The organism is Paraburkholderia bonniea, from assembly GCF_009455625.1.
In the GTDB taxonomy this organism is placed as follows: domain Bacteria; phylum Pseudomonadota; class Gammaproteobacteria; order Burkholderiales; family Burkholderiaceae; genus Paraburkholderia; species Paraburkholderia bonniea.
The window spans coordinates 484,841-497,912 of record NZ_QPEQ01000002.1 but is presented as its reverse complement, the minus strand read 5'-3'; the positions used below and the strand labels follow the sequence as shown (position 1 = coordinate 497,912).

Annotated in this window: 8 protein-coding genes and 3 pseudogenes; 10 read left to right on the top strand and 1 reads right to left on the bottom strand. The window is 60.9% G+C overall.

What is annotated here, in order from left to right:
* The first annotated feature begins 31 nt into the window (after nucleotides 1-31).
* From GH656_RS15965 to GH656_RS15935, 8 genes and pseudogenes are all read left to right on the top strand, one after another.
* Nucleotides 32-2,095 (top strand): NADH:flavin oxidoreductase, encoded by a 2,064-nt coding sequence (locus GH656_RS15965; protein WP_153077032.1) that lies wholly within the window; start codon nucleotides 32-34, stop codon nucleotides 2,093-2,095.
* A gap of 2 nt (nucleotides 2,096-2,097) precedes the next feature.
* Nucleotides 2,098-4,017 carry a (Fe-S)-binding protein gene (locus GH656_RS15960; RefSeq protein WP_153077031.1) on the top strand — a complete coding sequence of 640 codons (1,920 nt, stop codon included), beginning with the start codon at nucleotides 2,098-2,100 and terminating at the stop codon, nucleotides 4,015-4,017.
* 3 nt (nucleotides 4,018-4,020) lie between these two features.
* Nucleotides 4,021-5,283, top strand: a complete 1,263-nt coding sequence (locus GH656_RS15955; RefSeq protein WP_153077030.1) for an electron transfer flavoprotein subunit alpha/FixB family protein — start codon at nucleotides 4,021-4,023, stop codon at nucleotides 5,281-5,283.
* A pseudogene (locus GH656_RS18345) lies at nucleotides 5,280-5,621 on the top strand (electron transfer flavoprotein subunit beta/FixA family protein); the annotation flags it as partial. The gene GH656_RS15955 and the pseudogene GH656_RS18345, both read left to right, overlap by 4 nt.
* Before the next feature lie 138 nt (nucleotides 5,622-5,759).
* A pseudogene (locus GH656_RS18340) lies at nucleotides 5,760-6,140 on the top strand (electron transfer flavoprotein subunit beta/FixA family protein); the annotation flags it as partial.
* Nucleotides 6,141-6,180: 40 nt separating this feature from the next.
* Complete coding sequence (locus GH656_RS15945) at nucleotides 6,181-7,530, top strand: aromatic ring-hydroxylating oxygenase subunit alpha (protein ID WP_153077367.1); 1,350 nt, start codon at nucleotides 6,181-6,183, stop codon at nucleotides 7,528-7,530.
* 250 nt (nucleotides 7,531-7,780) lie between these two features.
* On the top strand, nucleotides 7,781-9,001 hold the full coding sequence (locus GH656_RS15940) for an FAD-binding oxidoreductase (RefSeq protein WP_153077028.1): 1,221 nt from the start codon (nucleotides 7,781-7,783) through the stop codon (nucleotides 8,999-9,001).
* Between the two features lie 142 nt (nucleotides 9,002-9,143).
* Nucleotides 9,144-10,034, top strand: a complete 891-nt coding sequence (locus GH656_RS15935) for a glycine betaine ABC transporter substrate-binding protein (RefSeq protein WP_153077027.1) — start codon at nucleotides 9,144-9,146, stop codon at nucleotides 10,032-10,034.
* Nucleotides 10,035-10,106: 72 nt separating this feature from the next.
* Here the strand turns inward: GH656_RS15935 and purU are convergent, their stop codons facing one another.
* Nucleotides 10,107-10,985 carry a formyltetrahydrofolate deformylase gene (purU, locus tag GH656_RS15930; RefSeq protein ID WP_153077026.1) on the bottom strand — a complete coding sequence of 293 codons (879 nt, stop codon included), beginning with the start codon at nucleotides 10,983-10,985 and terminating at the stop codon, nucleotides 10,107-10,109.
* Nucleotides 10,986-11,366: 381 nt separating this feature from the next.
* Between purU and GH656_RS15925 the strand changes: the two genes are divergently transcribed.
* The gene (locus GH656_RS15925) at nucleotides 11,367-12,527 is read left to right on the top strand and encodes a porin (RefSeq protein ID WP_425495886.1); all 1,161 of its coding nucleotides are present in this window, start codon (nucleotides 11,367-11,369) and stop codon (nucleotides 12,525-12,527) included.
* 306 nt (nucleotides 12,528-12,833) lie between these two features.
* Nucleotides 12,834-13,070 (top strand): annotated as a pseudogene (locus tag GH656_RS18335) (ESPR domain-containing protein); the annotation flags it as partial.
* Between the last annotated feature and the right edge of the window lie 2 nt (nucleotides 13,071-13,072).

The following is a 13,072-nucleotide window of genomic DNA, read 5'->3' as shown; positions in this document are numbered from 1 at the left end:
GCCATTTCGCCCCTCGCACAAGGCCGCCGCGATGCGCTACCCGAATCTCTTCAAACCCCTGACGCTGAATCAGTTGACCCTGCGCAACCGCATCGTCAGCACCGCGCATGCGGAGGTTTATGCCGAACCAGGTGGTTTGCCTGGCGAGCGCTACTTGCGCTACTACGAAGAAAAAGCCAAAGGCGGTGTCGGCCTTGCGATCTGTGGCGGTTCCAGCCCGGTGTCGCTGGATAGCCCGCAAGGCTGGTGGAAATCGGTCAATCTTGCGACCGACCAGATCATTGATCCGCTCGCCCGTCTGACTGAAGCGATGCATCGTCATGGCGCGAAGATCATGATCCAGGCCACGCATATGGGACGCCGCTCCGCATTTCATGGCGAGCACTGGCCGCATCTGGTATCACCTTCCGGCGTGCGTGAGCCGGTGCACCGGGGTAACGCGAAGAGCATTGAGGTCGAGGAAATCCGCCGCATCATCAGCGATTTCGCCGCCGCCGCGAAACGGGTGCAGCAAGCTGGGATGGATGGCATCGAAATCTCAGCGGCACACCAGCATCTGATCGACCAGTTCTGGAGCCCGCGCACCAACTTCCGTCACGATGAATGGGGTGGCTCGTTGCGCAACCGTTTGCGCTTTGGCACCGAGGTGCTGCACGCGGTGCGCGAGGCCGTAGGTCCAGATTTCTGCATCGGGCTGCGCATGTGCGGCGACGAGTTTCATGAGGATGGGCTCGATCACGCGCAGCTCAAGGAGATTGCCCAGGCCATGGCCGAAACCGGCCTGGTTGATTACCTCGGCGTGATTGGCTCCGGTGCCGATACGCACAACACGCTGGCCAACTGTATGCCGCCGATGGCGTTGCCACCTGAGCCATTCGTCCATCTCGCCGCGGGGATCAAATCAGTGGTGAAGCTGCCGGTGATGCACGCGCAAAGCATTCGTGATGCGAGCCAGGCGGAACGCTTGCTGGCCAGCGGCATGGTTGATCTGGTTGGCATGACCCGGGCTCAGATGGCGGACCCGCATCTGGTCATCAAGATCCGCGATGGCCGCGAAGACGAGATCAAACAATGCGTCGGCGCTAATTACTGCATCGACCGTCAGTACAACGGGCTCGATGTGCTGTGCGTGCAAAACGCCGCGACCTCGCGCGAAGCCACGATGCCGCATGTGATTGCCCGTTCAGGCGGGCCAAAGCGCAAAGTCGTGGTGGTGGGCGCGGGGCCCGCAGGCCTTGAGGCGGCACGCGTCGCGCGGTTGCGTGGCCATGACGTGGTGCTGTTCGAAAAAGCGCAGACGGTTGGCGGGCAGATCATGCTCGCGGCCAAAGCACCGCAGCGCGAGCAGATGGCAGGCATCGTGCGCTGGTTCGAGATGGAAACGAAACGCCTTGGCGTGGTGCGCCACCTGGGGGTCGAAGCTAACGCCGCGACGATTCTTGCGCAGAAGCCGGACATCGTGGTGCTGGCCACGGGCGGTTCGAGCTTTATGCAGCAAGTGCCGGGCTGGGGCGTCGAGCAAGGTCTTGCCGTTAGCGCGTGGGACGTACTGGCGGGCAACGTCGAGCTGCAGCCGAACGTGCTGGTGTACGACGGCGTGAGCACTCATGCCGGTGCGGGCGTGGCGGATTACATTGCCAGCCGTGGTTCGCAAGTCGAGATCGTCACGCCCGACGTGAAGGTGGCCGATGACGTTGGCGGCACCACCTTCCCGATTTTTTATCGCCGCCTGTATGCACTCGGTGTGATCCATACGCCTAACTATTGGCTGGACCGGGTCTATGAAGAGGGCGGAAAAAAGATCGCGGTGCTGCGCAATGAATACACCGAAGAACAGGAAGAGCGGGTGGTCGATCAGGTGGTGATCGAAAACGGCAGCACACCCAACGACGCGCTGTACTGGGCGCTCAAGCCCGAAGCGCTGAACCATGGCCAGACCGATGTGCAGGCACTGTTTGCCGCGCAGCCGCAGCCCGCGCTGGCCGAACCCCTTGGCGCTGGCCGCTTCCTGCTGTTCCGGGTTGGCGACTGCATCTCGATGCATAACATCCACGGCGCGATTTACGATGCGCTGCGGCTTTGCAAGGATTTTTAACCATGCAGCCTGCGTTTCTCATCACGCTGCTGTTGTGGCTGTCAGTCGCCAGCCTGGCGTGGGCGGTGGCCCGCCGCGCTGCGTACTGGCGGGCTGGCCGCGCGACCGAACCCGGCATGCTCGGCTGGCGTCATCTACTGACCATCCCCAAACGCTACTTTGTCGATCTGCATCACGTGGTCGCGCGCGAGCCGTTTATCGCCCGCACTCACGTGGCCACCGCAGGCGGAGCGATTGCCGCGTTCGCGCTGGTCTGGATCAATTACGGTTTCGCGCTGTATTCGCCCTGGCTCGACCGGCTGATCTTGCTGGCGGTGCTGGTGATGCTGGTGGGCGTGGCTTGCGTCTGGTATCGCCGTCATGGCACAACAGGCGCTCCGGCGCGGCTGTCGCGCGGGCCATGGAATACCTTGCCGCTGTGGCTGGGCGCATTCGCACTTGGGCTCGGCTTGCTGGTGGCGTTGCCAGCGCAGGTGATGTCCGGCGCGCTGGCGCTGCTGTGTGCGCTGCTGCTCGCAACAGGTGCGTATGCGCTGACTTTCGGCGCGGCGCGCGGCGGGCCGATGAAGCATGCGCTGGCGGGCCTGCTGCATCTGGCATTTCATCCACGTCAGGAGCGCTTTGCCCGGTCGGCGTATTGGCCCGCTAGCGCGACGCCGCCCACCGCGCTGAAAACCCCGGCACTCGCGGCAGGTGAATACGGTGTGGGCCAGCCTGCCGAATTTCGCTGGAACCAACTGCTCAGTTTCGATGCGTGCGTGCAGTGCGGCAAATGCGAAGCGGCTTGCCCTGCATTCGCAGCAGGGCAGCCGCTCAATCCCAAGAAGCTGATTCAGGATCTGGTGAGCGGAATGGTGGGCGGCAGCGACGCCGCCTATGCTGGCAGCCCGACCCCCGGCATCGCGCCAGGCCAGCACCAGGGTGGGCCTGATCGTGCGCTGGTGTCCACGCTGATCGAAGCCGACACGATCTGGTCCTGCACCACCTGCCGCGCGTGCGTGCATGAATGCCCGATGCTGATTGAGCATGTGGATGCAATCGTCGATATGCGCCGCAACCAGACGCTCACGCTCGGCGAGGTGCCAGGCAAGGGGCCACAAGTGCTGGCCAACCTGCGCGAGACCGGCACCGCAGGCGGCTACGACAACGCCGCGCGGTACGACTGGGCCGTGGATCTGCAAGCACCCATCGCGCAACCGGGCAAGCCGGTGGATGTGCTGCTGGTGGCGGGCGAAGGTGCATTCGATCTGCGTTACCAACGCAGCTTGCGCGCGTTGCTCAAGGTGCTGAACCACGCGGGAGTGGATTACGCGCTGCTGGGCAGCGTCGAAAGCGATACCGGGGATCTCGCGCGCCGTCTGGGCGATGAAGCGACGTTTCAGCAGCTCGCCAAACGCCTCGCCAGCACGCTGGCCACGCTCGACTTCAAACGCATCGTGACCGCCGACCCGCACGTGCTGCACAGCCTGCGCCATGAATATCGCGGCCTTGGCTCGCGCTTTAGCGTGCTGCATCACAGCAGCCTGCTCGCCGCGCTGGCAGCCGAAGGGCGGCTCACACCAAAAGCGCTTGATGTCTGGCGCGAGCAGCGCATCACGTATCACGACCCCTGTTACCTCGCGCGCTATAACGACGAGACCGAAGCGCCGCGCGCCTTGCTCAGGCATATCGGTATTCAGGTAAGTGAAATGCCTCGACATGGCCAGCGCGGCCGTTGCTGCGGCGGTGGCGGAGGTGCACCGCTAAGCGATATTCCCGGCAAGCAACGCATCCCGGATATCCGCATCGCCGATGCCCGCGCCATCGGTGCCGAAGTCGTCGTAGTGGGCTGCCCGAACTGCACCGCGATGCTTGAAGGCGTGGTTGGGCCTCGCCCGGAAGTCCTCGATCTCGCTGAACTCGTCGCCGCCGCGCTGGAGTGAATCATGAATGCCCCGCTTAAACGTATCAATCCACGCCGGCCTTATGTGCTCACTTCCGGAGGGCTGCGACGCATCACGTTAGGCGCGCTGTCCAGTGCCGGTGAGCCAGGCACGTATCAAGAGAATCAAGCGCATCAAGCGCATCAAACAAGCCACACCGGTCAACACCCCGCAGCGAAACCACGCCGCACATCTACCGCACCACAGCGCGCGCTTCTGGCCGTGGTGCAGAGCGAACGGGGTGGGCTCGACGAGCACGCCCGCCAGGTTTGCGCCGCAGCGGCGCTGATTGCTGACGCCAGCACTCAAGTGGTTCTACTGGTGTTCGGCGAACTGAAAGACGATGCGGCTGCGCTTGGCGCGGACAAAGTCATCGTGCTGCCAGACTTCGACACTCGCGCGTTCAGGCCCGAGCACGCCTTGCAAACGCTTGTTGCCTGCGTTGCGCAGATCGACCCGGCGCATATCCTGATGCCCGATACGCTGACCGGCACAGGCGATCTTGGCCGCCGCTTCGCGGCTTCGGCGGGGGTGAGCATCGCCTGTCATGTGGTTGAACTGGATGCATCGCACGTGAGTGTTTATGTTCAGGCGCAGCAACATCTGGCGAGCCGTGCATTACCGACTCTGATCCTGCTTGAACCGGGCACGGTCGATACACGTTTGCCGTTTGCTGGCGCGGGCGAGCGCATCGAACTCGCTGGCGTCACGCCACGCGGCACACATCACGCGGCCTATCAGGATCACGGCATCGAAGAGGTGGATGTGGCCCAGCTAGCGCTGGCCGAAGCCGATTTCATCGTCTCCGCGGGCCATGGCGTGACCGACATCAGCAGCTTCGAAGCACTCGCAAGCGCATTCGGCGCGGCCATCGGTGCCAGCCGAGTTGCCGTTGATAACGGCCACTTCAGCCGCGAGCGGCAGATTGGCGCGACGGGCACCACGGTCGAAGCCAGCGTGGTGATCGCATTCGGCATCTCTGGCGCAGTCCAGCATTTGCAGGGCATCAAAGATTGCCGTCATGTGATCGCCGTGAATCTCGACAGCAGCGCACCGATGGTCAAGCGCGCGAACCTGACCATCATCGACGATGCCCAGACGCTGATGGCCGCGCTGCTCGACGCGCTCGCCAGCGCCAAGACCAGGGCGCAAAGCGGACCAACGGCACCGCCCTTGCCTGCAAGCGCTGTGCTTACAGCTACAACTACAGCTACGCCCGCATCTGCGCCAGGACAGGCCAGCGTGCTCGAAGGAGCTGCCGCATGAGCCACGCGCTGCAACACATCGCCGTGCTGGTTTCGCTGGGACGTCACCCGCTCAACGGCACGCAGCGCTATAGCCGCAACGACGCCGCTGCCCTTGAGATCGCCCGCCACCTGGCGCAGCAACACGACGCGCATCTGGATGTGCTGCATGCCGGTGACCCAGCGGACACTGCACTAGAAGACTATCTAGCGCTGGGCGCGGCACGAATCGAAGTGCTGGCCTGCGAGCCATCGTGTTGCGATCTCGCGGCACTGTTCGCCGCACGCGTGCAAGGCTACGACCTGGTATTGACCGGCACCTGTGCCGAAGGCGCATTCGATAGCGGCCTGCTGCCATACCAGCTCGCCACCGCACTCGACTATCCATTACTGAGCGCGGTGGTCGACGTCAGCGTCAGCCATGACCCGGCCAGCCTGAGCCAGATGAGTCAGGTGAGTCAGGTGAGTCAGGTGAGCCGAATGAGCCGTTTGCATGCCCGCCAGTTTTTGCCCAAGGGCCGGCGCCGCGCAATCAGTGTCACGCTGCCCGCCGTCGTGGCCATCCATCCGCTTGCCACGGCCCAGCCGCGTTATGCCTATGCCCGTCTGCGCGCCGGGGTGATCGACGATCATTCGCCGGTGCCAGGCATTTCAGCGAGCATTCTCCCCACCAGCGAAAGCGATGCCTGGACACTCGTTACAGCAGGCCAGAAGCCACGAAAACTGGCCGCACCTGAGAAGCGCTCGGGCCACGCCCGCATGCTGTCCGCGACCACGAGCGAAAGCCGTGGCGGCAGTGTCGTAATAGAAGGCAGTTCAAGCGAAAAAGCACAAGTGATCCTTGATTATTTGCGCGAGCATCAGCTCATTGATTATTAAGTGGAGCCCCATGACGGCCCCCGCCCACCCGGAGCAACCGATGAATTTGCCCGCTGAGATTCACTCTCTGGTTGAACGACGCCAGCCTGGTTACAGCCTCGAAGCGCCGTTCTATTTAAGCGAAGCGATTTTCGCGCTAGATATGCAGGCGATCTTCCAGCAGCATTGGATCCAGGTGGCCGTCGAGCCGGATATCCCCGAAGCCGGTGATTACATCACCGTCGAATTAGGCCAGGACTCGATCCTGATCGTGCGCGACGATGACCTGCAAATCCGCGCGTTCCATAACGTCTGCCGCCATCGCGGTGCGCGTCTGTGCAACGAAGAGCGCGGCTCGCTGGGCAATATCGTGTGCCCTTATCACAGCTGGACCTACGGTCTGAACGGCGAGCTGATGTTTGCCGAGCACATGGGCGAACACTTTGAGCGCTGCAAGCACAGCCTGAAAACCGTCCACGTCGAAAACCTCGCTGGGCTGATTTTTGTCTGCCTCGCTGAACACCCCCCAACTGATTTCGCGCAAATGCGCCGTGCGATGGAGCCTTATCTCTTGCCGCACGATCTGGCGAACTGCAAGATCGCCGCCACGGTTGATCTCATCGAAGACGGCAACTGGAAGCTGACGATGGAGAACAACCGCGAGTGCTATCACTGCGTGGCCAATCATCCCGAACTCACGATCTCGCTCTACGAATACGGCTTCGGCTATCAGCCCACCGCAGCGAATGCCGAAGGCCTCGCCGCGTTTAAACGCACTTGTGCTACGCGCAGCGCGCAATGGCATCTGCTGAATCTGCCCTCAGCCGAGATCGAACATCTGTCTGACATCACCGGCTTTCGCACCCAGCGTCTGCCGCTTGACCGCAGCGGCGAATCACAAACGCTCGACGCGAAGATCGCCTCGAAAAAACTGCTGGGCCAGTTCAGCAATGCCGATCTTGGCGGCTTGTCGTTCTGGACGCAGCCAAATTCCTGGCATCACTTCATGAGTGACCACATCGTCTCGTTCTCAGTCTTGCCACTGTCAGCAGGAAAAACGCTGGTGCGCACCAAATGGCTGGTGCACCGCGACGCGAAAGAAGGCATTGATTACGACGTCAAACACTTGACCGCCGTGTGGCATGCAACCAATGACCAGGACCGGACGCTGGTTGAATATTCGCAGCGCGGTGTAGCGAGCAGCGCATATCAACCGGGCCCGTATTCGCCGTACACCGAAGGGCTGGTTGAAAAATTCAGCGCCTGGTATATCGCTCGTCTCGCGGCGTATCTGGAGCAGGGCCCGACGCATCACGCCAATCACGCGCATCACGTGAATCAGCCCCCGCTTGAAGGGCCACCCAGTGCCGCCCGCCACGTGCGGCACCACCTCAGCGTCGTGCCGCAATGACGCGTTGACTGACCCGCGCGGCGCAGTCATGCCGCGCGCGAAGCCATGCTCAATCCGCTCCGCGCAGGTTTAACCCCGGAGCCTGAACGCAACAAGCACCAGCACCAGGACCAGCACCAGGACCAGGACCAGCACCAGGACCAGCACCAGCACCAGCACCCAACCCCCGGCGAGACAGGCTGCCCTGCACCGTGAGCAGGCTGCGAGCCAGCCTCACAACGCGAAGCCATAACGGCAAGTGGAGCAAACGATGATGCGCGATGCGGCAGATGCGGCGAGCTTCGCCGGCCTGTTTGAACCGTTTCATAGCCGCGTGACCCAGGTGCGCTTCTGGGACACGCTGCCCGCACGCTGGAGCAGTGACGACGAAGAAAGCCTGGTGTGCTGCCAGGTGCGGCAGGAAACCCACGACGTCAAAAGTTTCTTTTTCCGCTCGCCGCAAGGCCGGGCGTTTGTGTTCGAACCGGGCCAGTTCATCACGCTTGAGCTTGAAATCGACGGCGTGACCCTCAACCGCTGTTACACGATTTCATCGTCACCGACTCGGCCCCATACGCTCTCGATCACGGTGAAGCGTGTGCCAGGCGGGCGCGTATCGAACTGGCTGCACGACAACTTGCAAACAGGCGTCAGCGTGCGCGTGCTTGGTCCAGCGGGGGATTTCACCTGCGCCCGGCATCCGGCGCGCAAGTATTTGTTTCTCTCGGCGGGCTCTGGCATTACTCCGCTGATGTCGATGAGCCGCGCGCATCACGAACTCAGCGAAGACCGCGACATCGTTTTCGTGCACAGCGCGCGCACGCCCGACGACATCATCTTTGCCCGCGAACTCGACCTGATCGCCGCGAACCAGAGCCAGTTCCGCACCTCATTCGTGTGCGAACGGCTGGGGCAGCGCACCAACTGGCCTGGCGTGACGGGCTTCCTGAGCTTGCCGCTGCTTAAGCTGATCGCCCCGGATTTTGCTGAGCGTGAAGTGTTCGTTTGCGGCCCCGCGCCATACCGGCAAGCCGTGCGTGCGCTGCTGGAGGAGGGCGGGCTCGATACCCGGCAGTATCACGAAGAAAGTTTTTCGTTTGAAACGCTGAGCGCCACCGCGACGGCTTCACCGCTCGCACCTGAGCTAGATAGCACCGCAGGCATTGCGGGCACCACCGAAACCACCACCGCCAGCACGACCGCCAGCACGACCGCCAGCACCACCATCGCCACATTTGCCGTGAGCTTCACCCGCAGCCACCGCGAGATCGTCTGCGCCAGCGGCCAGGCCGTGCTGGACGCCGCACGTCAAGCCGGTCTGCGCTTGCCCGCGTCGTGCACCCAGGGCATGTGCGGCACCTGCAAGGTGAAACTGGTTTCAGGCGAAGTCGAGATGAAGCACCAGGGCGGTATCCGCCAGCGCGAGATAGATCAGGGGATGGTGCTGCTGTGCTGCAGTACGCCACGCTCTGATCTGGTGATCGACAAATAAGCTAAGCATCGCCATCTCAGGAAAGCGTCGGGATTAGACAAACCCGCGTCGCAAAACCAACTCAGCGCCGGATTCTGGCTAGCGATCCTAAGTGCTTACCGTCGCGGCATGAGCCACGAAGGGGTCTTTCAGGAGCGCGATCATGAACCGATGGAGACGCTGGCTTTGCCTTGGCGCAACCGCAAACGCCCTGCTGGCTTCAGCCGCTGCGCTAGCGCAGACGTCTGCTGCAGCACCCGCCCGGCCGACGATCAAGATTGGCTACGTCGAAGGCTGGGACGACAGCGTGGCGACCTCGAACATCGCCGCGCGAGTGATCGAGAAACGTCTGGGCTACCCGGTGCAGCTCGTACCTGTCGCAGCAGGAATCATGTGGCAGGGCGTGGCCCGGGGCGATCTCGATGCCACGCTGTCCGCATGGCTGCCCGTCACCCAGGGCGCGTACTGGGCCCAGTTTCAGCACAAAGTCAAAAACCTCGGCGCGAATTTCCCCAACGCGCGCATCGGCCTGGTTGTCCCCGTCACCGCAACAGAAAAAAGCATCGCTGATCTAGCCGCCAGCAAAGCCGCGTATGGCAGCCGGATCGTCGGCATAGATGCCGGTGCGGGCGTCATGCAAAAAGCCAGCGAAGCCATCAATACCTATCAGCTCGGCTATCAGTTGATGCCTAGCTCAGGCAGCGCAATGACCATCGAACTGGCACGCGCGCTGCAAGCGCACAAGCCGGTAGTGGTCACCGGCTGGGCACCGCACTGGATGTTCGCCAAATGGCAACTGAAGTTTCTCGATGATCCGAAACAGGTGTTTGGCGCAGCGGAGCACGTCGATAACGTGATCCATCCCGGGCTGGAGAACAAGGCACCGCCAGTGGTCGCCTTTCTTAAACGGTTTCAGTGGAAACCCGGCGAGATCGAACAGGTGATGCTCGCCAGCGAGAACGGCGTCAAGCCCGCTGTCGCCGCTGAAGCCTGGCTCACGACACATCCCGAACGGTTAAAAGACTGGCTGGCAGGCGTAACGCCGCGCCCCTGACTGCTGACTTGAGCAGGCCTGGCCGGGTGTCGTGAGGTAACGCACGAGTTACGGCACGAGTCACAGTACGAGTCACAGCACCACGGTACGCTCACCGTTGATAAACACCCGGCGCTCGACAAACGCCTTCACCGCCCGCGCGAGCGTGATGCATTCAACATCGCGCCCCACCGCCAGCAAGCGCTCCGGGCCATACGCATGATCGACCCGCTCGACGGTTTGCTCGATGATTGGCCCCTCATCGAGATCGTCGGTGACGAAATGCGCGGTTGCGCCAATCAGCTTGACGCCTCGCGCATGCGCCTGGTGATAAGGCCTCGCCCCCTTGAAACCTGGCAGGAACGAATGATGGATATTGATCGCGCGCCCCACCAGCTTGCGGCTGGTGGCATCCGACAAGATCTGCATGTAGCGCGCCAGAATCATCAGCTCCGCACCGCTGGATTCGAAGGCATCGAGTAACTGCGCCTCCTGCCGCGCGCGAGTCTCGGCGCTCACAGGCAGATAACAGAACGGCAAGCCATGCTGCTGCGCTAACGGCTCAAGATCCCGGTGATTCGAGCCGATGCCAGCAATCTCCATCTTCAGCTCACCCATACGCCAGCGAAACAATAGATCGGCCAGACAATGCTCCAGCTTCGACACCATGATCCAGACCCTGGGCCGCGCCGCGACGTCGTGCATTGCCCAGTCCATGCTGAACGCAGCCGCGACTGGCGCGAACTCACGGCGCAACACGTCGATTTGCCAAGGCGTATCCGCACCGTGGCTCACACCATGGAACACACAGCGCAGGAAAAAACGCCGGCTGATCTCGTCATCGAACACCGTCAGCTCGGCGATATAGCCATGACGCTCATGCAAAAAGCTCACCACAGCAGCCACCTGGCCCGCAGCGGCAGGGCATGACACGGTCAGGACGAACGGGTGAGGGCGGTCGGTCTCAAGCATGGGCATCGGTCTCGAAGAAGGCGGCCCGCACGGCGGCGGGGCAGAACATAAATGACGTCATGCACGGCGGCTGGCCAGAAAAATAAATCTTCTAGACACACATCAATCGCACAGGAAACCTGAGTAAATCAGGCGAGGGTGCCGCGCGGATAGAACTCACACGCCATCGCGCTGGATGGATTACGACACCACACCACACCACGCCGCACCAAACCCCACCGCACCGCACCACGCCTGGCGATCCAGATGAGCACTGGGTAGCGCCAGCCACGGGTCAGCCAGGATGTCGCAATTCATCCAGCATGCGTCGCATCAGCCAGCGTGAAACTCAATATGGATTTGTACCGTGCCTCCACCGTTGACTAACAGCCTGGAGGCCCAATGATGAAACTGACATTCCCAGCGCTTGTTTTCCCCGGCGCAGCGCGCGCGCTAGCGTTCCTGCTGGCCACATGGCCTGCCAGCAGCGATGCCCAGAGCAGCGTGACGTTCTACGGCGTCCTCGATGCAGGCGTGACGTATGTCAGTAATACCGGCGGCGCATCCGTCGTGAAGTTTGACGATGGCGTGTCGTATGGCAACCGCTGGGGCATCAAAGGCCGCGAAGACCTGGGCGGCGGCATGGCAGCAGTATTCGCGCTGGAAAGCGGCTTTCGCCTCGGCAACGGCAAGCTCGGTTTTGGCGGCGCGCAGTTTGGCCGTCAGGCGTATGCCGGGTTGAGCCACCCATGGGGCACGGTGTCGTTTGGCAACCAGCTCGACATGACACAAGAAATGGTCTCGTCCTACAACATCTCCGCCTGGGCTAGCGGCTACGCGATTCACCAGGGCGACCTCGACCGCTTCAATGGCGACCGGATGCCGCACGCGCTGAAGTTTCTATCGAACGAGTTCGCAGGTTTCAAGTTCGGCGGGATGTTTTCGTTTGGCGGCATCGCTGGCGATTTTCAGCGCAATAGCGCGTATAGCTTTGGCGCGCACTACGCCAACGGGCCGTTCACCGTTGGCGCGGCTTATACCCAGCTAAACCCGCCGCACGGCATCTATGCCTTTGATCCTTACGCGATGCTTGGCACAGCGACATTTTCTGGCAAGCCGGTAATCAGCATTGATCCCGCGAGCGGAACCGTGACTGATCTTTACGCCAGCAAGCCGTTTCCGGTAGAGCGGCAAGCCACATTCGGCGCAGGTTCGAGCTATCAGATCGGGGACGTCACGTTGATGGGCAATTTCTCGTTGACGACGATCCACGCGTTGGATGTGTCATCACAGATGACGGTGCTGGAGGGCGGTGCGCTCTGGCAGATCACACCTGCGTTGAGCGCGATTGGCGGCTATCAGCACAGCCGTTTTGAAGGCCATCACTGGAACCAGGGCTCGCTAGGTCTGCACTATTTGTTATCGAAACGGACAGAGATGTATGTCTCCGGCGATTACCTGAAAGCCTCGGCTGGGGTGAATGCGGTGACCGGCTACAGCTTCACACCGTCATCCACCGCCTCTCAGGCGAATGCGCGGCTCGGTGTACGGCATTCGTTCTAGTAACTATTTAATTCGTATAGCAAGGAGGTCCCCCGGCGAGGTATTTATTCGCCGGGGCGATTTTTATTTTGACAAATAATAAAAAATTTACCCGCAATAAGAATTTTCCTAAATATTCTTCATACGATACAGAAATAAATAAAATTCTTCGTTTTGCCTTTTATCTGTGTGCGACATGCTTAAAATTTGCCAGTCAATAGAAAATAATTTCAAAAATATTATTTTCAGGATGCCACATTCGATCCGTCAAGGAAGTGTTTTTAATTTTTGAACTTAAAATAATAATTTAGTAAGCAAAAATTCTTAATGAATTATCAACAGTTCAAAAATATTAAGAGAAGTCTTATTCATTCTCTTTTAGAGAGAGGCGATATTCGTTCGCACAAGATTAACCTCCTCTTCTGTCTGGAATTAAACATGAACATCGTTTACCGAATTGTCTGGAACACGAGCACTGGAAATTGGGCTGTTGCGTCCGAGCTGGCGCGCGGGAAAGGCAAAAGTAAAAGTAGCCGGACAGGCATTAAGAGAAGGTTATTGATAGC

Coding starts and splice junctions, on each gene's coding strand:
- GH656_RS15955 (WP_153077030.1), top strand. CDS start 4,021: ATGAATGCCCCGCTTAAACGTATCAATCCACGCCGGCCTTATGTGCTC.
- purU (WP_153077026.1), bottom strand. CDS start 10,985: ATGCTTGAGACCGACCGCCCTCACCCGTTCGTCCTGACCGTGTCATGC.
- GH656_RS15925 (WP_425495886.1), top strand. CDS start 11,367: ATGATGAAACTGACATTCCCAGCGCTTGTTTTCCCCGGCGCAGCGCGC.
- GH656_RS15935 (WP_153077027.1), top strand. CDS start 9,144: ATGAACCGATGGAGACGCTGGCTTTGCCTTGGCGCAACCGCAAACGCC.
- GH656_RS15965 (WP_153077032.1), top strand. CDS start 32: ATGCGCTACCCGAATCTCTTCAAACCCCTGACGCTGAATCAGTTGACC.
- GH656_RS15960 (WP_153077031.1), top strand. CDS start 2,098: ATGCAGCCTGCGTTTCTCATCACGCTGCTGTTGTGGCTGTCAGTCGCC.
- GH656_RS15940 (WP_153077028.1), top strand. CDS start 7,781: ATGATGCGCGATGCGGCAGATGCGGCGAGCTTCGCCGGCCTGTTTGAA.
- GH656_RS15945 (WP_153077367.1), top strand. CDS start 6,181: ATGAATTTGCCCGCTGAGATTCACTCTCTGGTTGAACGACGCCAGCCT.